Origin of the sequence: Streptomyces sp. NPDC093149, assembly GCF_044754145.1 — a bacterium.
Lineage (GTDB): Bacteria > Actinomycetota > Actinomycetes > Streptomycetales > Streptomycetaceae > Streptomyces.
The window spans coordinates 76,112-98,020 of record NZ_JBIVON010000017.1; the positions used below are offsets into that span (position 1 = coordinate 76,112).

The window sequence follows — 21,909 nt, forward strand, 5'->3', positions numbered from 1 at the left end:
CGCCGGGAACCGGCGCCCGCCGAAAGGCCGCAGGTCAGCAGCGGCTACCGTGTCCCGTGGAGCAAGGTAAGCCCACCCTTACGACGAGGTCGTCGCTTCTACCCTGCGCCGCACTGCCCGCGTCAGCCCGTTCTAAGGACCTGCACCCCATGACCCGCCCCGTCCGCGTCGCCATAGTCGGAGCCGGCCCCGCCGGTATCTACGCAGCGGACGCGCTGCTGAAATCCGAGGCCGCACAGGACCCGGGTGTTTCGATCGACCTGTTCGAGCGGATGCCCGCCCCCTTCGGCCTGATCCGTTACGGAGTGGCCCCCGACCACCCCCGGATCAAGGGCATCGTCCAGGCGCTCCACCAGGTGCTCGACAAGCCGCAGCTGCGGCTGTTCGGCAACGTCGACTACCCCGGCGACATCGGCCTGGACGAGCTGCGGTCCTTCTACGACGCGGTGATCTTCTCCACCGGCGCGGACGCGGACCGCGCGCTCGACATCCCCGGCAGCTCCCTGAACGGCTCCTATGGCGCGGCCGACTTCGTCTCCTGGTACGACGGGCACCCCGACGTGGCGCGCACCTGGCCCCTGGAGGCGGAGAAGGTCGCCGTGCTCGGTGTGGGCAATGTGGCCCTGGACGTCGCGCGCATGCTCGCCAAGACGGCTGACGAACTGCTGCCGACCGAGATACCCGCCAACGTCTACGAGGGCCTCAAGGCCAACAAGGCCCTGGAGGTGCACGTCTTCGGGCGTCGCGGTCCCGCGCAGGCCAAGTTCAGCCCGATGGAGCTGCGGGAGCTGGACCACTCGCCGAACATCGAGGTCGTCGTCAACCCCGAGGACATCGAGTACGACGCGGGATCGATCGAGACCCGGCGCGGCAACAAGCAGGCCAACATGGTCGCCTCCACGCTGGAGAACTGGGCCATCCGCGATGTCGGCGACCGGCCGCACAAGCTCTTCCTGCACTTCTTCGAGTCCCCGGTCGAGATCCTCGGCAAGGACGGCCGGGTCGCCGGTCTGCGCACCGAGCGGACCGAACTGGACGGCACCGGGAACGTCAAGGGAACCGGACGCTTCACCGACTGGGACGTCCAGAGTGTCTACCGGGCGGTCGGCTACTACTCGCAGGAGCTCCCGAAGCTCCCGTTCGACGTGGCCTCCGGCACCGTCCCGCACGCCGCGGGCCGGGTCGTCGACGGCGAGGGGCCCATGCCGTCGGTGTACGTCACGGGGTGGATCAAGCGCGGCCCGGTCGGCCTGATCGGACACACCAAGGGTGACGCGAACGAGACGGTCGCCTGCCTCCTGGACGACCACGCCTCGGGCCGACTGCCCGCGCCCGAGCACCCCGAGCCGGAGGCCGTCACCGCTTTCCTGGAGCAGCGCGGCGTCCGCTACACCACTCGCGAGGGCTGGCACCGCCTGGACGCACACGAGCAGGCCCTGGGAGCGGAGCAGGGACGCGAGAGGATCAAGGTCGTGGAGCGCGAGGCCATGCTGGACGCCTCCGAGCCCCGGTACTGACCGCACGGACCGATGACCCGGGCCGGCCGTCACCGCGGCCGGCCCGGGAGGGCGGCTCCGTCCGCCTGGTGCTGTGACCGGAAGGCTTCACCGCCTCCCGGCAAACCTTTCCGGTCACAGCACCAGGCGGAGCCGCCCGGCCCATGACCGCTCAACGTCCCTGCACTGCCTTGACGTTGTCCCCGAACGTCCATCCCTTCGACCCGTCCCAGTTGAGCGACCAGGTCATCAGTCCCTTGAGGCTGTTGCCGTAGTGGTTCCACGCCTGCGCCACCTGACCGGTCGACATGTGGCCGCCTCCGGCGCCGGGCTGGGCGGGCAGCCCGGGAACCTGCTTGTCGTAGGGAACCTTGATGGTGGTGCCCTGGATGACGAGGCCCTTGTTCAGACAGTCGGTCTGCGCCGTGAATCCTTCGACCGTGCCGGCGGAGTACGAATCCCCCGCGCACCCGTACATGCTGCCGTTGTAGTACTGCATGTTCAGCCACCACAGACGGCCGTTGTCCGCGTACTTCTTCACGATCGGCAGGTAGGCACCCCAGATCGAGCCGTAGGTGATGCTGCCGCCGGTGACGTAGGCCGTCTCCGGGGCCATCGTCAGACCGAAGTTCGAGGGCATCCGCGCGAGCACACCGTCGATGATGCGGATGAGGTTGGCCTGCGAGGCGGACAGCTGGTTGATGTTGCCGCTGCCGGTCAGGCCGGTCTCGATGTCGATGTCGATCCCGTCGAAGTTGTACTTCTTCAGGATCGGCACCACCGTCTCGACGAACCGGTCGGCCACGGCGCTGGAGCTGAGGTCGATGCCGGCGGTCGCGCCGCCGATGGACATCAGCGTGGTGAGCCCGGAGGCCTTCGCCTGGCACATCTCGGCGGGTGTCGGGACCTTCACGGTCGCGTCCATCCCGTCCTCCCACAGGACGGTTCCGTCCGAGAGGATGACGGGGAAGGCCGCGTTGATCACGTTGTAGCCGTGAGCCGTGATGCGGCTGTCGGTGACCGGGATCCAACCGAGCGGCGGGTGCACACCGTTGGACGCGCCGTCCCAGTTCTCCCAGTACCCCTGGAGCACCTTGCCCGAGGGCTTCGACTTGACCGCGCACGTGTCCTCCTGCGCGGCGCTCGGCGTCGCGCCGACCAGCATCTGTACGACACATGCCGCCGCGAGGCCCAGCCCCAGCAGGCGCGATGTCCGACCGATCATGTTCCGTTCCCTTTCCGGGCGAATCGAACGATGACTGTCATGATCCTGACAAGCTTTGACACTCATCGACCGCGAGGCTCCGCGCGACACGATGCACCCAACGTAGGTTGGTCCGGACCATTCGTCAATGGTCTGGACCGCCACCAGGGACCGACAGCCGGAGGCCGGTTGTGAGTGGAAGTTGACTTAGCTTAGGCTTACCTAAACCCTCGCACTCCGCGCGGGATCCGACCGCTCCGTCCATCAACCCCTGAGGAACACCCATGTCCCGGTTCACCCGCGTGCGTCGCCGGACGCTCGCCGCAACTGCCACGGCCGCAGCCTTCGTTCTCGTCCTCGGTGGCTGTTCGTCGGGCGACGACGGCAAGGAGACCTCCGGCGCATCCGGGAAGAGCAGCGGAGCGTTCCCCGTCTCCATCAAGAGCGCCCTCGGCACAGCGGAGATCAAGAAGCAGCCCGAACGGATCGTCACGCTCGGCCAGGGCTCGGCGGAGACCGCCATCGCACTGGGCCACACTCCGGTGGGCATCGAGAGCTACGAGTGGGGCAGCGACAAGACGGGCTATCTGCCCTGGATCCACGAGGCGGTGGAGAAGAAGGGCGAGAAGCTGCCGACCCAGTTCAAGGGCGGCGAGGACATCGACTTCGAGGCCATCACCGAGCTGGCGCCGGACGTCATCCTCGCGCCGTGGTCCGGGATCACGCAGAAGCAGTACGACATCCTCACGGACATAGCCCCCACCGTGGCCTACCCCGATCTGGCGTGGAGCACGGACTGGGACCAGCAGATCGAGATCATCGCCAAGGCGCTGGGGCAGCCGGACAAGGCGAAGACCCTCATCTCGCAGATCGAGAAGCAGCTGTCCGCCGCGGCGGCGACCCGACCGAACTACAAGAAGTACAAGTTCTCCTACATCTACACATCCGGCCCCGGCACCCTCGGCGTGTTCAAGCCCGAGGAGCAGCGCGTCAAGATGGTCTCCTCGCTCGGTCTCACCGTCGACCCGGTGGTGAACTCCTTCAAGGAGACCAAGGGCACCGACTCGGCGCTCATCGGTCTGGAGAACGCCGAGAAGCTGAAGGACAGCCAACTGGTCTTCACGTTCTACACCGATGACAAGACCCGCAAGGAGATCGAGGCACAGCCGCTGTACGCGGCGATCCCCGCGGTCAAGAGCGGCGCCGTGGTCTCCAGCAAGGACAACTCCTTCGTCACCGCCTCCTCGATCATCAACCCGCTCACCGTGCCGTGGGTGATCGACCGCTACCTGCCGCTGATCGACAAGGCGGTCAAGGCCGCCGACGGCAGCCGGGGCTGACCGCCACTCACATGGCCGCCACCACACACGCGCCGCCGAGCGGTGCCGGCACCTCACGGGCCGGCACCGCTCGGCGGGTGTATTGCGTCGTCGTCGCACTCGTCGTGCTCGTGCTCGCCGTCTTCGCGAGCGTCATGTTCGGCAGCCGTACCACCTCGTTCAGTGATGTGCTGAACGTGCTGTCCGGCACCGCCGACCCGAATGTCACCGCCATCGTCGAGAGCCGGTGTCCGAGGACCGCGCTCGGTGTGCTCGCCGGCCTCTGCCTGGCCGTCGCGGGCACGCTCATGCAGGGGGTGACCCGCAATCCGCTGGCCGATCCCGGCCTCCTCGGGATCAACGCGGGCGCCTCCGCGAGCATCGTCACCGCGACGGCCTTCCTCGGGGCGTCGGGCAGTACGGACACCATGTGGTGGGCGCTGCCCGGCGCGCTGATCGCCGGTCTGCTCGTCCACGCGATCGGATCGGCGGGCTCGGGTGCGGGGCTGGTGCGGCTCGTGCTGGCCGGTGCGGTGCTCTCGGCCGTGCTGATGGCGTACATCCAGGCCGTGACGCTGAGCCGGCCCAAGGTCTTCGACAGCTACCGGTACTGGGTCGTCGGCGCCCTCGGCGGCCGGGACTTCGACGTCTTCTGGTCGGTCCTGCCGTTCGCGGTGGCCGGTCTGCTGATAGCCGCTCTGCTGGGGCCCGGCCTCAACGTGCTCGCACTCGGCGACTCGACCGCGGCGTCCCTCGGGGCGCATCCGGCCCTCGTTCGGGCGGGCGGGCTGCTCTCGGCCACACTGCTGAGCGCCGCGGCGACGGCGGCGGTCGGACCGATCGCCTTTGTCGGCCTCGCCGTTCCGCATGTGGTGCGGGCCCTGGTCGGTGTCGAGTTCCGGATGCAGATCCTGTTCTCGGCGCTGATCGGCCCCGCGCTGCTGCTTCTCGCGGATGTCGTGGGCCGTGTGGTCATGCGCCCCCAGGAGTTGATGGTCGGTGTCGTGACCGCGTTCATCGGCGCGCCCGCGCTACTGGTCGCCGTACGCAGGATGAGGGGCAACGCATGACATCGCATCAGGCCGGAATCCGCACCTCCTCCCCCAGCGGGGTCCTGAGAATCGGCCGGGCCGTCGCGCTGCCGGTCCGCCGGGTGTCGGTGCTGACGGCCCTCCTGCTGTTCGTGCTGCTCGCGGCGGTCGCCGTCGCCACACTCTCGCTCGGCAGGCTCGGAGTTCCGCTCGCCGATCTCGCCGGGGCGCTGACCGGCGGGGCCGAGGGCAAGAACGCGTTCGTCCTGGAACGTCTGCGCGGCCCGCGTCTGGTGGTCGCCCTGGGCACCGGTGGGGCGCTCGGCCTCTCCGGGGCACTGTTCCAGTCCGTCACCCGCAATCCGCTCGGCAGCCCCGATGTGATCGGCCTGGCCTCCGGCGCCGGGGCGGGCGCCGCGATCGTCGCGCTGATGTTCCCGGACAGCGTGCCGGTGGCGCTCGGCGCGCTGCTCGGCGCCGTCCTCGCCATGGCACTGGTCTACGTGTCGACCGGTACCGGATTCCGCAATCCCGCCCGGCTCGTCGTCGCGGGGATCGGTGTGTCCGCGATCGGCACGGCGATCACGCAGTACGTCGTCTACGCCATGGAACGGGACCGGGCGACCGTCCTCACCGCCTATGTCAACGGGAGTCTGTCGGCCCGGTCCTGGGACGACGCCACCACGATCTGGCTCGTGCTGCTGGTGGTGGCCCCGCTCACCGCGCTCATCGCACGGCGGCTGGACATCGGGGAGATGGGTGACGACATCGCGGCGGCGCTGGGCTCCGGGCCCCGCGGCACGAAGACGATCGCCGTCGTCCTCGCGATCGTGCTCTCGGCGGGTGCCGTCAGCGTGGCCGGGCCCATCGCGTTCGTCTCTCTGACGGCCCCGCAGATCGCCAAGCGGATCACCCGGGTCTCCGGCCCGCACCTGGTGCTGTCCGCGCTGACCGGCGCGCTGCTGCTGGTCCTGGCGGATCTCTGCGCCCAGCAACTGCCTTTGTTCGACAGCCTGCCTGTCGGCATCTACACGATGGCTGTCGGAGGCGTGTACCTCGGCTGTCTGCTGATACGGGAGTGGCGCAGGGGCGTCCTGTGAGGCCCGTCCGGGCCGTCACCCATCGCTGAAACGGCCGTACGGCGCCGCCGGTACGCCCTCACGGACGGTCCGTTCACCGTCCTGTGCGGCCGTCGGATCCGGGTCGCCCGTCCACAGCGAGTGCCGTGACCGGCAGTGTTTGCCCCGCAAGGAGTGTCGTCCAGTGCGTGCGATCGCAAGGCGGCCGGGAGTCCTTGTAGCGGAGCTACCAGGACTTCTGGCCAACGCCGCGAGCGTGCGTGCTGGGCGGCGCGACGGGGCAAAACCTGCCGGGAGGGGCACTGGTACGACGGCGCGACTGCCGCCGGATCGGTGGCGCGGCGGCCCGGCACGCTCCGCGACCCGGGAGCGGTGGTCGCCGGTCACGACGAGTCCGACGCCGTGTCCGGGGTGATCCCCGTGCGGGACACCCTGCCGGCTACGCCGGAATCATCTCCCCCACCCCTCTCTTGAACGTGTTCAAGAGAGATCGTAGAGTCATCGCCGAACACACTTGAACGCGTTCAAGTCCGGGGGGTCTCGATGTCTGTACTGGTCGATCTGATCGTGATGCTGGGCATGCTCGTGGTGGTGCCCGCGGGGCTGCGGCTGACCGGAGCGCCCGAGCTGGACCGGATGCGCCGCCTGTGGCCGCTCTTCGCCGTGCCCGGCGCCGTCGCTCTCTGGCTGCCGCGCGGCACGCCGGCCACCGCTCTGGCGGCCTGTTACGCGCTCGGGGCCGTACTTCTGGCCCTGCACGCCCCCGTGCGGCTGCTCCGCAGTCGCGCTGCCCCCGATGCGTCCGCCGCGGCACCCGCCGAGATCGCACTGCTCACCGCCCTCGTCACCCCCTCGATCGCGGCCACCGCGCTGGTCGCCGAACGCTCGGGGCACACCCTCTTCGGCTTCGGGCTCGGCATCCTCGCGCTCACCGTGCCGCACTTCCACTTCGCCGGATTCGCCGCCGCGCTCGTCGCGGGCCTCGTCTGCCGGGTCGCCGACAGCGCCGCGGGCAGGTTCGCCGCGCTGAGCGTGCCGCTGGGCACCCTGCTCGTCCTGACCGGCTACTTCATCGGCGACTGGGCCGAGCTGGCCGGGGCGGTGGTCCTGACAGCGGGCATGTGGGCCGTCGCCCTCGTGACCTGGCGAGCGATCCGCGGCCGGCAACAGGACCGGACCACCCGGCTGCTGCTCGCCACCTCGTCCACCGTGCTCGCGGTCACCATGGTGCTCGCACTGAGCTGGGCACTCGGCGAGGCCACCGGGCTCCCGCACCCCACACTGACCTGGATGGCCGCCACCCACGGCCTCGGCAACGCGCTGGGCTTCGCACTGTGCTCGGTGCTCGCCTGGCAGAGGCTCCACAACCCCACCGATCACGAAGGCAGGACCGTATGAGCGCCCTCACCTACTCCGAGGTCGGAGCCACCCGTCTGGGCCCGCTCCCCGACAGCTACCACCACCTCCACCACCGGACCCGGGTCGGTCGCGGCCGGGCCGACCTGGCGGCGGCGGGCGCGGCGGTCACCGACTGGCGCATGCATCGCGGCAGCGGGGCCCGGGTCCGCGCGTCGGCGGCCCGTGCCGGGGCCGGGGTCCAGGTCCGGGTGTCGCTCGGCCTCGGCCCGTTCCGCTTCACCGCACCCTGTCTGGTCATCTGGGCGGCGTACGAGAGCGATCGCATCGGATTCGGCTACGGAACACTTCGCGGACACCCGGAATGTGGCGAGGAGTCCTTCGTGGTGGAGCTGGCCGACGACGGGACGGTGTGGTTCACCGTCATGGCGTTCAGCCGCCCGGCCGCCTGGTACAGCCGGCTCGCGGGGCCCGTCGTACCGGTGATGCAGCGGTGGTACGCCCGGCGGCTCGGCACCACGCTGCGCCGGATCGTCGCCGAGGGGCAAAACGCGCCGGTCTGAGGGGCTGAGCCGGGCCGTCGGCCGGATACTGGAAGCGATGGAGTGGTTCACCGCAGACGGGTACTGGCTCAGCCGGCTGGTCTTCCAGCGGGCTCTCGCCGGTGTGTATCTGTTCGCCTTCCTCACCGCCGCGCTCCAGTTCCGGGCGCTGATCGGTGAACGCGGCATGCTGCCCGTGCCCGACTTCCTGCGGCGCACGGACTGGCGCAGCGCTCCCGGTCTCTTCCGGCTCCACTACTCCGACCGCTTCTTCGCCGTCGTCGCCTGGACCGGCTGCGCACTCGCCGTCGCGCTGCTCGCGGGCGCGGACTCGTATGTTCCGCTCTGGGCGGCGATGCTGTTCTGGGCACTGCCCTGGGCGCTGTATCTGTCGATCGTCCAGGTCGGCCAGACCTGGTACGGCTTCGGCTGGGAGTCGTTGCTGCTGGAAACCGGCTTCCTCGCGGTCTTTCTCGGCAACGCGGACACGGCTCCGCCGGTGCTGGTGCTGTGGCTGCTGCGCTGGGTGCTGTTCCGGGTGGAGTTCGGCGCCGGGCTGATCAAGATCCGCGGTGACGAGTGCTGGCGCAAGCTGACGTGCCTGTACTTCCACCACGAGACCCAGCCGATGCCGGGACCGTTGAGCTGGTTCTTCCACCGGCTGCCGAAGCCCGTCCACCGGGCCGAGGTGGCGGCCAACCATGTCACCCAACTCCTGGTACCGGTCCTCCTCTTCACTCCGCAGCCGGTGGCGAGCGCGGCCGCGGGGCTGATGATCGTCACCCAGTTGTGGCTGGTCCTCTCGGGGAACTTCGCCTGGCTGAACTGGGTGACGATCACCCTCGCCCTGTCCGCCGTCGACTGGTCCCTGTTCACCGAGCCGCCCGCACAGTCCGCGCCACCTCTCTGGTACGAGATCGTCGTCTTCGCGGTCACGGCGCTGGTGGCGTTCCTCAGCTACCGCCCGGCACGCAATCTCATCTCCCGCCACCAGGTGATGAACCGCACGTTCGACCCGCTGCATCTGGTCAATACCTACGGCGCGTTCGGGAGCATCAGCCGGGTGAGGCTGGAGGTCGTGGTCGAAGGAACGAAGGAGCGGGTGCTCCACGAGGGCACGGTCTGGCAGGAGTACGGGTTCCGGGGCAAGCCCGGAGATCCACGCCGGCTGCCCCGCCAGTTCGCCCCCTACCATCTGCGGCTCGACTGGCTGATGTGGTTCGCGGCGCTCTCCCCCGCGTACGCGGGCCCCTGGTTCGGACAGTTCGTGGAACGGCTGCTGGAGAACGACCGGGACACGCTGCGGCTGCTGCGTCACAACCCGTTCTCCGAGGCCCCGCCCACGCATGTCCGCGCCAGGGTGTACCGGTACCGGTACACGACCTGGCGCGAACTGCGGGCCACCGGACGCTGGTGGCACCGCACCTACGTACGCGACTTCATGCCCCCCGTCTCACTGAGGGTCGTCCCGTAGATCCCGTGCGGCTCAGCCCGACCAGGCGATCTTGAACACCCAGGCGTGCTCTCCGCTCCTGCGGGCCGCGGCCGGTACGTCGATCACCAGCGAGCCGCCCGTGGTGCGCCAGCCGAGCGGCCGGTCGTGACCGAGCAGAGTGACCCGGTCGCCGCTGCGGATCGGCACCGGCGCCTCGACGGTCAGGGTGGAGCCGGGCCGGGCCAGGGAATGGATGTAGAAGGCCTTGTCGGGCCGCACGGTGAACCGCAAATCCTCACCGAGCTGCGGCATCCGTGCCCAGTACGTGGTGTCGTAGATCGCCTCCCCGTTGGTCCTCAGCCACTCCCCCGTCTCGCGCAGTCTGCGCTGCATGATGCCGGGGATCGTGCCGTCGGCCCTCGGCCCGATGTCGAGCAGGAAGTTGCCGTTCTTGGAGACGATGTCGACGAGCGAGTGCACGATCTCCTCCGCCGTCATGTACTTCTCGTCCGGCGTCAGGGCGTTGTAGCCGTAGCTGTACGGGTCGAGGCCGCGGCTCGATTCCCACTTCGCGGTGACGATCTGGTCGTACGTCGTGTACTCGGGCGTCGTGAAGTCGTGCGGCCCGATCCCTGAGCGGTTGTTGACGGTGACCTCGATCGGGCGGGCCCGGTTCTTGGCATGGTTGAAGTACTCGGCGAGCACGCGGTGGCTGTCGTTGTCGCCGCCGATGTCGCACCAGAGGATCTCGGGGCCGTACCGGTGGATCAGCTCCAGCATCTGCGGGCCCTGGAGCTGGGTGACGTAATCCTTGCCGGCCGTGTACCCGGTGTAGGGAACGGGCTCCAGGGTGTACGGATTGCGCGGGGCGTGGCCCATCCAGGGATGGTCGGGGTTGAACCACTCGGGCATCGAGAAGTACAGCCCAGGGTGGAGTTCGGGGGTGTAGCGGCGCGAGGCGTCGAAGAGTTCCTTCACAAGGTCTCGCTTCGGCCCCATCCTGACGGCGTTGCGGTCGGAGAGCTCGGTGTCCCAGAGCGCGAAGCCCTCGTGGTGCTTCGAGGTGAGTACGTGGTACTGCGCACCCGCGTCCCGGAACAGTTCCACCCAGGAGCGCGGGTCGAAGCGCTCGGCGCGGAACCGCGGGATGAAGTCGTCGTAGGCGAAGGACTCGCCGTAGGTGTCGCGATGGTGGGCGTAGGTGGGGTTGTTGGGATCCTGCATCTGGTTCCAGTACCACTCGGCGTACTGTGTGCCGACCGGGGCCCAGGCGGGTACCGAGTAGACCCCCCAGTGGATGAAGATCCCGAACTTGGCCGCCTGGAACCAGTACGGCGCCTGATGGGTCGAGAGGGATTCGTCCGTCGGGGCGTAGTCGGGGACGCCGAGGGTGAGCGAACGGCGGACGGTGGCGGCCTGCTGTCCACGGCCGCGGGCGACAACGTTGCCGTCCCGGGCGGTGCCGGGTGCGGTGCCGGGCCTGTTGCGGATGCCGATGCGGACGCGTGCCTGGTCGCCGGGGGCGAGCCGGGTGATGTGTGCGGGTGCGACGGTACGGGCCCCGGGCACGTCCACGGCGAGCGTGAGGCCGTCCGAGGCGAGGATGCCGACCGTGCCCGCGTTGACGACGGTGGCCTCGACGCTCTGGGCGCCGGAGTCCAGCAACGAAGTGGTGGAGTGGGCGTCGCGCAGGGTCAACGCCCTTCCTTGGGCTGCTGGTTGGAGGGAGAGCGCGAAGATGTGCAGGGACGGCTTGCCGGCCTCGGCGGGCTGAGTGGTGGGCAGGGTGAGCGCGACGGCTTCCCTGGCCGGGTCGAGCGCGATCTCGCTGACGGCGATGGACACCTGGTGCCCGTCCTTGGCGCCGTCGGCCGTGTAGCGGTACGCGGCGGTGACGGCGCCGCTCCCCGAGTACCAGTCGGGGCCGCCGAGAACCGGGGCCGAGGTGGTGCCGTCGGCGTAGTGGACCGTGGCCTTGCCCGATGCGGCGCCGTAGCTGCACGCGGTGAGGAAGAGGCCGGAGAGATAGCGGCCCGGCGGGAGGTCGATGCGCTGCCCGAGGGCGACGATGTTGTTCCTGACACCCGCTCCGGAACCGGGGAAGACAAACGCGGTGCCGTCGATGTTCCGTTCTCCGGCGGGGAGTTCCTCGCCGGGGAAGGTGTAGCCGGAGCCGTCGAAGTTGCCGCCGCGGGCATCGGCGGTGTCGATGCCGTCGTTGTCGAACCACCTGTCGAGGGGCACGGGGACGGCTGCTGGGACGGCGCCCCAGTCGCCGTCGTAAGCACCGGCCGCTGCGGACGTACGGGCGGCTCCGGTTCGCGGGGCCGCATCGGCGGTGGCGGGGGTGAGCAGGGCGGCGCCGACTGCCGCCCCTGCCGTCATTCCGAGTACATGGCGCCTGGGAAGTTCGGTCATGACGTCCGATGATTGGAGCACGAAGCGAACCTGTCAATGCAATCTTCCAGACAGAACGAAACCCGTACCCCACAACCATCCGATGACTGAGCGGATTCACCGTCGGGGCCGAATGATCCACGCCGACCCCGGCCAGGTCCCCTATCTCGCTTCCTCCCGGGCCCGCAGCAGCTTGGTGATCTGTCTGACGAGCTCGTCGTCGCTGGTCACGGCCTTGCCCGAGACCAGGGCACCGAGACGCTCGGCGGTCTGGAAGTCGTACGCGCGCTCCACCTCCGAGCCCGGCACGCGCTCGTACTCGTCCGCGGCGCGGAAGCCGACGGTCAGGTCGACCACCTTGGCGATGAGCCAGGTGAGGATGAAGGAGAACGCGATCACCCCAACGGTTGGACACAGAGGGCCGCTCCCACCGGCTGCGCGGAGAGGCCGAAGAACCACTCACCGCCATCGAAGATGGCGCTTCACCGGTTCACCCACCCCGATCACCATCCCGGCGTGCAGCTCACCGTCGTCGCGGTCGTCGCGGTCGTCGCCGCCGCAGGAACGGCGGCCCGCCGCGGCGCCGAGCTCCTCTGGCCGACCGGCCCCTCGGCGTTCCCCTGGACGAGCCTGCTGGTCAATGTGGTGGGCTGCTTCCTCATGGGAGTCCTGATGGTCACCGTGAAGCAGCGCTTTCCCGGCGCGCCCCGTCTGATCAGCCCGCTCCTGGGCACCGGCCTGCTCGGCGGGTTCACCTCTTTCTCGCTCTACACGGACGACGTCCGGAAGCTGTTCGAGGACGACCGGGCCGGCTACGCGGTCGGCTACCTGCTGCTGACGGTCGTGGCCGCGACGGCCGCCGTGACAGCGGGAGCGTTCGCCACCCACCTCGCCCTCGGGCGCGACCACCGCACACAGGGCGGCACCTGATGCTCGACTGGCTGCTCGTACTCGTCGGCGGGCTGGTCGGCGCACCCTTTCGCTACCTGCTCGGGGTGGACGCCAGGTTCCGCCTCCACACCGTCTTTCCGTGGGGTACGTTCGCGGCCAATGCCGGTGCGGCCCTGCTCCTCGGCTTCCTTGCCGAGGCGGTGACCCGAGGGGAACTCGGACCCCGGCTCCAGCTGCTGCTCGCCACCGGATTCTGCGGCGCCCTGTCGACCTGGTCGACGTTCTCCTACGAGCTGATGACCTTCACCTCGGCTCGCCGTCAGGCCATGGCGGCCGGCTATCTGGTACTGACCGTCGGAGCGGGCGTCGGGCTCTCGTTCGCCGGGGCCGCGGTGGCGGACACGCTCCTGTGACCGGCGGATGCGCGGGAACGACCGAGCTCCGGCCCGCCCCTTGCGGGATGCGGGCCGGAGCTCGGCGGTGAAGCGGTCGGACGCGAAGCGGTCAGTCGATGCCGGGCAGGATGTGCGGCTCGGCGAGGTCGTCCTCGTAGCCGGCCAGCCGGATCGGTGCGGACCTGGCCCAGACCTCGATGTTGCGGAGCTTCTCGGGCCTGCGGGCCCGTTCTCCGTATCGTTCGGCCGAAGGCTTCTCGTGCTTCGTCAGTTCTGGTGTCGTCACCGCGCACTCCTTTGTGTCGCGTGGCCCCCTGCGTCGCCGACATCCCGGCCTCAATACCAGGAGTCGATCACCCGCGAGGGGCGGGGGAAGGAACAGTACGGTCGCGGTGGCGCCGGGTACGGGGCGGGACGGCGACTTGGTTGAAAGCCTGTCCCAGGACGGTCGGGGAGGGTTCGTGGACTCCTCGATGACGTCCGTTCACATCAGAGTAACCAAATGAGCGCGTTCCCGCTCGATGGAATGTGTGCTCTAGGTCACTTTCAGCCACCGGATACGGAAAGGACCCGGCCAGGAGCGGTTCCCGACCGGGTCCGAGGCGCCGCGCACGCGCCGCGCCACCCGCTCCCTACCAGTTGGCGGGCGCGTAGTCCTTGAGGAAGCAGCCGTACAGGTCCTCGCCCCCCTCGCCGCGCACGATCGGGTCGTAGACCCGCGCGGCGCCGTCGACCAGGTCGAGCGGGGCGTGGAAGCCCTCCTCGGCGAGGCGGATCTTGTCGGGGTGCGGGCGCTCGTCGGTGATCCAGCCGGTGTCGACCGCGGTCATCAGGATGCCGTCCTTCTGGAACATCTCCTGGGCACTGGTGCGGGTGAGCATGTTCAGCGCGGCCTTGGCCATGTTGGTGTGCGGATGGCCCGCGCCCTTGTAGCCGCGGCCGAACACGCCTTCCATCGCCGAGACGTTGACCACGTAGGCGCGCTTGGCGGCGGTCGCCGCCATCGCCGGGCGGAGCCGGCTGATCAGGATGAACGGTGCGGTGGAATTGCAGAGCTGGACTTCCAGCAGCTCGATCGGCTCGACCTCGTCGACCGTCTGGATCCAGCTGTTGGTGTCATGCAGATCGGGCACGAGACCGCCCGCGTCGATCGCCGTTCCGGCGGCGATCCGCTCCAGGGAGGCGGACCCGGTGACCAGGGCGAGCTCAGTCACGTCCTGCGCGCTCAGGCCTTCCTTGCGGGCGGCCGGAAGCGCCGCGACCCGGTCGACGGTGCCACTGCCGAAGGTGCCGATGACCTCGGCGGCGGGCAGTTCTCCCGCCGGAAGGGGAGCGGACTCCGCGCGGACCAGTTCGCTGTACGCGTTGGCGGAACGGCGCACCGTCTGCGCCGCGTTGTTGATCAGAATGTCCAGCGGGCCCTCGGCGGCGACCGAGCCCGCGAGCGCGACGACCTGGGCCGGGTCGCGCAGATCGATGCCGACGATCTTCAGCCGGTGGATCCACTCGTCACTGTCCGGCATCGCCTTGAAGCGGCGGATCGCGTCGTTGGGGAAACGCGTGGTGATGGTGGTGTGCGCACCGTCGCGCAGCAGCCGCAGCGCGATGTACATACCGATCTTCGCGCGACCGCCGGTGAGGAGCGCGCGGCGGCCGGTGAGATCGGTCCGCGCGTCGCGGCGCGCCCGGTTCTCCTTGGCGCACTGCTGACAGAGCTGGTGGTAGAACGCGTCCACCTCGACGTACCGGGTCTTGCAGATGTAGCAGGACCGGGGGCGCTGCAGGACGCCCGCGATCTCGGCACGGGCCGAGGACGACGGCAGGATCCCCTGTGTCTCGTCGTCGATGCGGTCGGCCGAGCCGGTCGCGGTGGCCTCGGTGACGGCCTTGTCGTGCGCGGTCTTGGCGGCGCGGCGCTCCTGACGGCGGCGCTGCTTCACGGTCCGGTAGATCCCGGCCGTGGCACGGCGCACGGCGATGGCGTCGGGGTGGTCGACCTCGATGGTGTCGAGTTCGTCGAGCACGCTCAGGCAGACGGCCAGCCGCTCCGGGTCGATACCGGGACCGAACTCCTCAGTACCGGGAGCGAGCTCCGGGCTGTCCTCTGTCACCGTCATTGCCGTTCCTCTGTCACTCGTCCCTCGTGGCGCCGACCGCCGTACCGGGTCCTGTCGGGCCGAACGTCCCGGTCAAGTCTGCCATGCACCGGATGCTGCTCCGTTCGTGTGACGGCCCCGTGACGTGCCGCGTGACCGACCGGGCAGGTCATCGTGCGCCTTCGGGCGGGCCGAGCCGCTCCGCCCCGGGGTTCCCCCAGGGTTCGGTCACATATGCTTCCCTGCGATACGGCCGGAGCCGGGCCGTGCCGTCCGTACACAGGGGGTGGACAGTGGCCGAGCTCCCCGTGGGCGGATCCCCGGCGCAGCCCGTACGCCCGGCCGCCGTCCCCGTGCAGAACGGCCACCCCGCGGCCGGCAGGGGTTCCGTCTGGGACGTCGATGCCGTGATCCTGCTGGTCGAGGACGACGCCGGTGACGCGCTCCTCGTCGAGGAGATGCTCGCGGACAGTGAGCTCGACTCGGCGTTGACCTGGTGCAGGACGCTGACGGAGGCGCGCCGGTTCCTGGCCGGCTGCCGGACCCCGTGCTGCGTCCTGCTCGATCTCCACCTGTCCGACGTGTACGGCCTGGACGCCGTCACCCGGATCGTGGAGTCGGCGCCCGACGCGGCCATCGTCGTGCTGACCGGCAGGTCCGAGGCCGATACGGGCCTGTCGGCCGTGGCGACCGGTGCCCAGGACTATCTCGTCAAGGGCCGGCTCGATCCGGAGGCGCTGGGGCGCTCGGTCCGCTATGCCCTCCAGCGCAAGCAGGTCGAGCGGGCCGCCGCCGCGTTGCGTGCCAACCGGCTCATGGCGCGGGAGAACGCCCGTCTGGAACGCGGTCTGCTGCCCGTGCCCCTGCTGCACGACGACTCCTTCGAAGCGGTGGCGCGGTACGCACCGGGCCGGGCGCAGGCCCTGCTCAGCGGTGACTTCTACGACGTGGTGCAGACGTCCGACGGCACGGTGCACGCGGTGATCGGCGATGTGTCGGGGCACGGGGCGGCCGAGGCGGCGCTCGGCGTCTGCCTGCGAGTGGCATGGCGCACGGCGGTGCTGTGCGCCACCGGTCAGGCCGAACAGGTCCGGCTGCTGGAGGAGATCCTCGTCGCCGAACGCTCCGACCCGCATGTCTTCGCCACCGTCACCTCACTGGTTTTCACACCGGACCGACGCCGGGTGCGGGTGGTGCGGGCCGGTCATCCCGGGCTGCTGCTGCGCGGCGGTGCCGGGGTGAGCTGGATCGAGCCCGAGCCGGGCATGGCGCTGGGACTGCTGCCCGGGACGGGGCACTGGAGCGTCTCGGAGCTGTCGCTGCCGGGGGACGGCCGGATCGTCCTCTTCACGGACGGCCTCTTCGAAGGGCGTACGGGGCCGAGAACCCGGCTCGGCGAGGACGGGCTCCTCGCCATGGCCCGCCGACACGGGTCACTGGCGGCCCGCGCCTTCGTGGACACCCTGGTCGACGAGGCCGCCGTGGCCGCGTCCCCGTACGGCGGCCTCGCCGACGACGTGGCCGTGCTCCACCTGGGCTGGGGGCGGGAGGAGCCGCAGTGAGCGGCCGGGGCGCACCACGGTCCCCCCGCCGCCCGGCCTCCCGCCTGTCGGTCCAGAACCGGGTCCATCTGATTCTCGCCGTCTTCGTGCTGGTCGTCTGTGCCGAACTGACCGTCGGTGGCCTGGTGCTCGCCCGGATCTCCGACCGCACCACCGAACTGGTGGACCGGATCCAGCCGGCGCGCTCGTCGTCCTTCCAACTGCAGAACGCCCTGCTGGACCAGGAGACCGGGGTCCGCGGATACGCGCTCACCGGTGATTCGACGTTCCTTCGGCCGTACGAGGCGGGGATGCGGGACGAGAAGCTGCGGCTGGCCAGAGTGCGCACGCTCGTCGGGAACGAGCAGCCCTTCGCCCGCGATCTCGACCGGATCGCCGCGGCCGCGCGGGAGTGGCGCAGTCTGCACGCCGAGCCGCTGGTGGCCGCGGTACGGCGGGACGGCCCCGCATCCGAGTCCTCCGCCCCGATCCGGCGGAGCAACCGCGAATTCGACACCCTGCGGCGGCTGTACGCCACCCAGCAGGCACACCTCGACGTGGCGCGCGACCGGGCCCGCGCGGATCTGAGCACGGCCCGCACCACCCGCGACCAGGTGCTGGTCTCGTTGGTCCTGGGCTTTCTGCTCGCGGTCCTGTCACTGAGTCTGCTGCTGAACCGGATGGTGGGCCGGCCGCTGAGCCGGCTGACCGCCGCCTCGGAGACGGTCAGCTCGGGGGCGTTCCACAATCGGATCGAGGTGGACGGCCCGTCCGACGTGCGGGCGGTGGCGGCGGCCGTGGAGGACATGCGCCGTCGTATCGTCGAGGAGCTGGCCGAGTCCCGGGAGCGCGAGACGCTGCTGGCGGACCAGGCCCGGGAGCTGCGCCGGTCCAATGGAGAGCTGGAGCAGTTCGCCTATGTGGCCTCGCACGATCTGCAGGAACCGCTGCGCAAGGTCGCCTCGTTCTGCGGGCTTCTGGAGAAACGGTACGGCCCGGAGCTCGACGACCGGGCGCGGCAGTACATCGACTACGCGGTCGACGGCGCCGGGCGGATGCAGGTGCTGATCGACGATCTGCTCACCTTCTCCCGTACCGGCCGGGTGCACGACAGATGGAAGCCGGTCGGCCTCGACCGGACCCTCGACCGCGCGCTGGCGAATCTCGCGCTGGTCGTCGAGGAGTCCGGTGCGACGGTCGTACGGGAGGGTCCGCTGCCCGAAGTGACCGGGGACGCGACGGCGCTCGCCATGGTCTGGCAGAACCTGATCGGCAACGCGGTGAAGTTCCGCCGCCCCGAGGTGCCGTGCAGGATCACGGTCGGCTGTGCGCGGGAGGGCGACGACTGGCACTTCCAGGTGACGGACAACGGCATCGGGATCCCACCGGAGTCCGCGCAGGACGTCTTCGTCGTCTTCCAGCGGCTGCACAGCAGGGACGAGTACGAGGGGACGGGCATCGGCCTGGCCCTGTGCCGCAAGATCGTGGAGTTCCACGGCGGCCGGATCCGGCTGGACCCGGAGACCGCCGAAGGCGCCTGCATCCACTTCACCCTTCCCGTCGCCCCCTCCGCTCCGGCGCACCCGACGGCGCGACCGACCGTCGGGGATCCTTCCGCAGCAGGGCCCGGCCTTGGCTGAGATCTGCCGGGTTCTCCCCGGAGTGGGACCGTTCGTCGCGGGTAGGCGAACGGCGAGAAGCTGTCATCGAACACCCCTGCGTCGCCCTGGCTGGAGCACATGAACGAACAGGTCACCTCCCGGCCGGCCGGTCGCCCCTCCCCGGGCCGGCCCACGGAGGTTCTGCACAGCGCCGAGGTGTTCGACGGCGAGCCGGGCTGCATCGCTCAGGCCCGGGAGCTGGCCGATCGCTTTCTGGTCCGGCTGGCCGCCGAATGGCTCGCGGTGTTCGGCGAACACACCCGCAGCGATCTGATGCTGGCCGTGAGCGAGCTGGTCACCAATGCCGACCGCTACAGTCAGGGCCCGTATCTGCTGGAGCTGGAGGGCACCGCGGAGCGCGTCAGCGTGACGGTGTACGACAGCAGCACGGCCCTGCCGCTGTTCTACTCGCCCGATCCCACACGCCCCGGCGGCCACGGCATGGAGATCGTCGTGGCCCTGTGCGACCGGCTGACCGCCGAGCGCGTACCGGTGGGCAAGCGCATCCGGGCCGAGTTCGAGCTGAGCAGCTGAGCCGTGGGGCGGGCGGGACGCCGCCCTCTCCACGACCACGGTCGGCCCGGCGCCACGGGTGTCCGCGGACGCTGTTGTCCCGAGCCGACGGCTCACCGCCCACCGGCACTCGCAGCTCGTCGGGAAGCCGTTGCCGGGCGCGCTCGTTCCCGGTCTCCCGGTGATCCGGGCCAGAGATGCGCACGGATACGTTCCGGCCCGCCCCGGACGGGCCGGAACGGGCCGGAACGCTGTCACGGATCAGCCGGTGGGACACCCCGCCACGACCGGATTCGACGCATCGCGGACGAGCGCCTCCTGTGCCGCCCTGATGCGTTCGACATCGGGCTTGACGATCCGGCGGTCGTACGTGAGGAGTCCGTTCAACTCTCCCTCGACATCCGAGATCTGGGTGTAGACCGCGCCGTTGCTGCCGTTGCAGGCGAGCTTTCGCACCTCGTCGAGCCGGGCCAGATAGTCGTCGGTGTAGGTGGCCGGGTCGACCGCGATGTACGACTGCTGTACGGCCCAGGCGTGCCCCGGCACGGCCAGGCCGAGCCCGCCGTACTCCCCGCTGACCAGGGCGCGCCTCCCGTCGGGCCGCGGAAGCGCGGGACTCGGGTAACCGTGCGCGTCGGCGATGTCGCCGTTGCCGCCGTCCACCGCGCCGCAGCAGTTGAGGCCGCTCATGTTGTTGACGAGCCGGGTCGGGTCCCAGGACTTGGCCTGCTCGGCGACGCGGGCCTGATCGTACTGGCCCCAGCCCTCGTTGAAGGTGACCCACATGACGACGGACGGGTGGCTGGAGTGTTCGTCGATCATCTCCTTCATCTCGCGCTCGTACTCGGCTCGCGCGGCGGCGGACGGGTTGACGGTGTTCATCGCGGGCATGTCCTGCCAGACCAGCAGGCCCAGCCTGTCCGCCCAGTAGAACCAGCGGTCGGGCTCGACCTTGATGTGCTTGCGGACGGAGTTGAACCCCATCGCCTTGTGCATCCTCAGGTCGTACGCCAGCGCTTCGTCGGTGGGCGCGGTGTGCAGACCGTCGGGCCAGAAGCCCTGGTCGAGGGTGGCCATCAGGAAGACCGGCTTGCCGTTGAGCACGGTGCGCGGGGTGCCGTTCACCTTCTCGACGGCGATGGACCGCATCCCGAAGTAGCTGCCGACGTGGTCGGAACCGACGGTGACCTTCAACCGGTACAGGTGCGGGTCGTTCGCGGACCACAGATGCGGGTCGGGCACGCCGAGGTCGAGTGCCGCCCCGGTACGTCCGCTGACACTCCCGACCTTGCGGTTCCCGTCGTAGGCGGTGGCCGTGACCGGCACCCCGTCCCGTACGCCGCGCACCTCGACGGCCACTTTCTCGCCCCGGACGTCGGGGGTGAGCTTCAGCGAGTCCACATGATCGGCGGCGACGGGCTCCATCCACACGGTCTGCCAGATCCCGGACGACGGCGTGTACCAGATGCCGCTCGGATCCAGGCGCTGCTTGCCCATCGGCGGGTTCTCGTCGTTCGCGGAATCGGTCGGGTCGTGGACACCGACGATCAGCTCCTGGTTGCGGCCGGGCTTCAGCGCGTCGGTGATGTCCGCACTGAACTTGTCGTAGCCGCCCTTGTGTTCGGTGACCTTCCTGCCGTTCACGTACACCTCGGACTGCCAGTCGACGGCCCCGAAGTTCAGCTGAAGACGCTTGCCGGATCCGATCTTCCAGTCCTTGGGAACGGTGAAGGTGCGGCGGTACCACATCCGGTCCTCGTGCCGTTCGACCCCCGAGAGCTGCGACTCGACCGGATAGGGAACGAGGATCTTCTCACCGAGCTTTCTGCCGACCGGGGGCCGCTCCCCCGCCTTCGCCGGGGCGAACTCCCAGGATCCGTTGAGGTTCTGCCAGTTGTCGCGCGTGAGTTGAGGTCGCGGGTACTCGGGCAGCGCGTTGTGCGGGCCCACCTCATCGGCCCACCCGGTACGCAGTTCGTACTTCGAACGATTGGGCCCGCTGGACCAGAAGGCGCCGACGGGCTTGCCGTCCTCCCCCGCCAGGGCCCCCGCACCGTCGTAGCGGACATCGGCGAGCCCCTTGGCGTCACCGTTCTTGTTGCCGACGACCGGCTCCTTGAGCGCGACGGTGAGGCTGCGCGGGTCGGCCGGGTCCGCCTCGACGGCGCCGAGCGGCCACGTGGCACCGCCGATCACGGCATCGAGATGGTTGGCCAGGCCGGCGGGCAGGGGCGCGAGCTTCTGCGCGAAGTCCAGCTTGAGGCGACGGCCGTCGGCGAGCACCGTGGCGGCGATGGCTCCGTCGTACGCGAAGTCGTCCGGCAGCCGGAAGGCGGACTGCGGCACGGGCACCTTGCCGCCACCGGGTTCGGTCCACTTCAGATGAAGGTTGGACCCTCCCACGTGCTCGAAGAACTCGACCTTGAGGTCGTAGGCCTTGCCCGCGGTCAACTCGACCGGCTGCGAGTTCTGTTCGACCTCCCAGTCGTCGACCCAGTGGTCGATGACCGGCTTCCCGTCGATCCAGAGCCGGAAGCCGTTGTCCCCGATCATCGAGAAGACATGCGCTCCGGTCTTCTCCGGAACGATCTTTCCGGTCCAGCGGATGCTGACGTCGTCGCTCTGCCCGGTCGCCGCGACCAACCGCGGCTCAAGTGTGGGGAAGTCGATGTCTGGATCGAATCCGGTGGCCTTGAGCTGCCCGAAGTCGAAGGCGCCGGGGGCGGTATGCGTGTAGTACTCGCCCTTCAGCCCATGCACCTCACCGGTGCCCCCGGGGTCCGGGGCAGCCGAAGCGGCGGGCACCGCGGACAGGCCGGCGGCGCCGAGAACGGCAGCGAGAAGTAGAACCAGTTTCTTTCTGATGCGCACGGATCCTCCTTGTCGAGGAAGGGTGGCGGCTCGTTGCAGCAGGATGTACAACGTTGGAAGGAACGGCAGTTGGCATGACAGC

The 21,909-nt window shown here is 69.7% G+C and carries 17 protein-coding genes and 1 pseudogene; 12 read left to right on the forward strand and 6 right to left on the reverse strand.

Annotated elements, in window-relative coordinates:
• The first annotated feature begins 149 nt into the window (after window positions 1-149).
• Window positions 150-1,517, forward strand: coding sequence for an FAD-dependent oxidoreductase (locus ACIQCZ_RS34945; RefSeq protein ID WP_402288723.1), 1,368 nt, complete (start codon window positions 150-152; stop codon window positions 1,515-1,517).
• A 151-nt stretch (window positions 1,518-1,668) separates the two neighbouring features.
• On the opposite strand, the gene ACIQCZ_RS34950 is transcribed toward ACIQCZ_RS34945, so the two are convergent.
• The gene (locus tag ACIQCZ_RS34950; protein WP_402288798.1) at window positions 1,669-2,718 is read right to left on the reverse strand and encodes a chitinase; all 1,050 of its coding nucleotides are present in this window, start codon (window positions 2,716-2,718) and stop codon (window positions 1,669-1,671) included.
• Between the two features lie 266 nt (window positions 2,719-2,984).
• Between ACIQCZ_RS34950 and ACIQCZ_RS34955 the strand changes: the two genes are divergently transcribed.
• From ACIQCZ_RS34955 to ACIQCZ_RS34980, 6 genes are all read left to right on the forward strand, one after another.
• Window positions 2,985-4,040 carry an iron-siderophore ABC transporter substrate-binding protein gene (locus ACIQCZ_RS34955; protein ID WP_402288726.1) on the forward strand — a complete coding sequence of 352 codons (1,056 nt, stop codon included), beginning with the start codon at window positions 2,985-2,987 and terminating at the stop codon, window positions 4,038-4,040.
• 11 nt (window positions 4,041-4,051) lie between these two features.
• Window positions 4,052-5,089: a FecCD family ABC transporter permease gene (locus ACIQCZ_RS34960; RefSeq protein WP_402288727.1), complete on the forward strand. Its 1,038-nt coding sequence runs from the start codon at window positions 4,052-4,054 to the stop codon at window positions 5,087-5,089.
• On the forward strand, window positions 5,086-6,150 hold the full coding sequence (locus tag ACIQCZ_RS34965) for a FecCD family ABC transporter permease (protein WP_402288730.1): 1,065 nt from the start codon (window positions 5,086-5,088) through the stop codon (window positions 6,148-6,150). Before ACIQCZ_RS34960 ends, ACIQCZ_RS34965 begins: the two co-directional genes overlap by 4 nt.
• 522 nt (window positions 6,151-6,672) lie before the next feature.
• Window positions 6,673-7,527: a YndJ family protein gene (locus tag ACIQCZ_RS34970; protein ID WP_402288733.1), complete on the forward strand. Its 855-nt coding sequence runs from the start codon at window positions 6,673-6,675 to the stop codon at window positions 7,525-7,527.
• On the forward strand, window positions 7,524-8,048 hold the full coding sequence (locus ACIQCZ_RS34975) for a DUF1990 family protein (RefSeq protein WP_402288735.1): 525 nt from the start codon (window positions 7,524-7,526) through the stop codon (window positions 8,046-8,048). The genes ACIQCZ_RS34970 and ACIQCZ_RS34975 overlap by 4 nt, the downstream gene beginning before the upstream one ends.
• Window positions 8,049-8,085: 37 nt before the next feature.
• Window positions 8,086-9,501 (forward strand): lipase maturation factor family protein, encoded by a 1,416-nt coding sequence (locus ACIQCZ_RS34980; RefSeq protein ID WP_402288738.1) that lies wholly within the window; start codon window positions 8,086-8,088, stop codon window positions 9,499-9,501.
• Window positions 9,502-9,513: 12 nt separating this feature from the next.
• On the opposite strand, the gene ACIQCZ_RS34985 is transcribed toward ACIQCZ_RS34980, so the two are convergent.
• Window positions 9,514-11,880, reverse strand: a complete 2,367-nt coding sequence (locus ACIQCZ_RS34985; RefSeq protein ID WP_402288740.1) for an alpha-L-fucosidase — start codon at window positions 11,878-11,880, stop codon at window positions 9,514-9,516.
• 141 nt (window positions 11,881-12,021) lie between these two features.
• Window positions 12,022-12,264, reverse strand: a pseudogene (locus ACIQCZ_RS34990) (ammonia channel protein); the annotation flags it as partial.
• Window positions 12,265-12,333: 69 nt separating this feature from the next.
• Here ACIQCZ_RS34990 and ACIQCZ_RS34995 point away from each other — a divergent pair.
• Window positions 12,334-12,789: a fluoride efflux transporter FluC gene (locus tag ACIQCZ_RS34995; protein WP_402288742.1), complete on the forward strand. Its 456-nt coding sequence runs from the start codon at window positions 12,334-12,336 to the stop codon at window positions 12,787-12,789.
• Window positions 12,789-13,163, forward strand: a complete 375-nt coding sequence (locus tag ACIQCZ_RS35000) for a fluoride efflux transporter FluC (RefSeq protein WP_402288745.1) — start codon at window positions 12,789-12,791, stop codon at window positions 13,161-13,163. The genes ACIQCZ_RS34995 and ACIQCZ_RS35000 overlap by 1 nt, the downstream gene beginning before the upstream one ends.
• Before the next feature lie 91 nt (window positions 13,164-13,254).
• Here the strand turns inward: ACIQCZ_RS35000 and ACIQCZ_RS35005 are convergent, their stop codons facing one another.
• On the reverse strand, window positions 13,255-13,431 hold the full coding sequence (locus tag ACIQCZ_RS35005) for a hypothetical protein (RefSeq protein ID WP_351081417.1): 177 nt from the start codon (window positions 13,429-13,431) through the stop codon (window positions 13,255-13,257).
• Between the two features lie 346 nt (window positions 13,432-13,777).
• On the reverse strand, window positions 13,778-15,262 hold the full coding sequence (locus tag ACIQCZ_RS35010; RefSeq protein ID WP_402288747.1) for an SDR family NAD(P)-dependent oxidoreductase: 1,485 nt from the start codon (window positions 15,260-15,262) through the stop codon (window positions 13,778-13,780).
• A 332-nt stretch (window positions 15,263-15,594) separates the two neighbouring features.
• On the opposite strand from ACIQCZ_RS35010, the gene ACIQCZ_RS35015 reads away from it, so the two are divergent.
• The 3 genes from ACIQCZ_RS35015 (at window position 15,595) to ACIQCZ_RS35025 (ending at window position 18,977) form a co-directional block, all read left to right on the forward strand.
• Complete coding sequence (locus ACIQCZ_RS35015) at window positions 15,595-16,803, forward strand: PP2C family protein-serine/threonine phosphatase (RefSeq protein WP_402288800.1); 1,209 nt, start codon at window positions 15,595-15,597, stop codon at window positions 16,801-16,803.
• Window positions 16,800-18,422 carry an ATP-binding protein gene (locus ACIQCZ_RS35020; RefSeq protein WP_402288749.1) on the forward strand — a complete coding sequence of 541 codons (1,623 nt, stop codon included), beginning with the start codon at window positions 16,800-16,802 and terminating at the stop codon, window positions 18,420-18,422. The genes ACIQCZ_RS35015 and ACIQCZ_RS35020 overlap by 4 nt, the downstream gene beginning before the upstream one ends.
• A 99-nt stretch (window positions 18,423-18,521) precedes the next feature.
• Window positions 18,522-18,977: an ATP-binding protein gene (locus tag ACIQCZ_RS35025; protein WP_351081423.1), complete on the forward strand. Its 456-nt coding sequence runs from the start codon at window positions 18,522-18,524 to the stop codon at window positions 18,975-18,977.
• A 240-nt stretch (window positions 18,978-19,217) separates the two neighbouring features.
• Here ACIQCZ_RS35025 and ACIQCZ_RS35030 read toward each other — a convergent pair whose 3' ends face one another.
• A complete protein-coding gene (locus tag ACIQCZ_RS35030; protein ID WP_402288751.1) occupies window positions 19,218-21,827 on the reverse strand; it encodes a PA14 domain-containing protein in 2,610 nt (869 codons plus the stop codon).
• Window positions 21,828-21,909 lie beyond the last annotated feature (82 nt).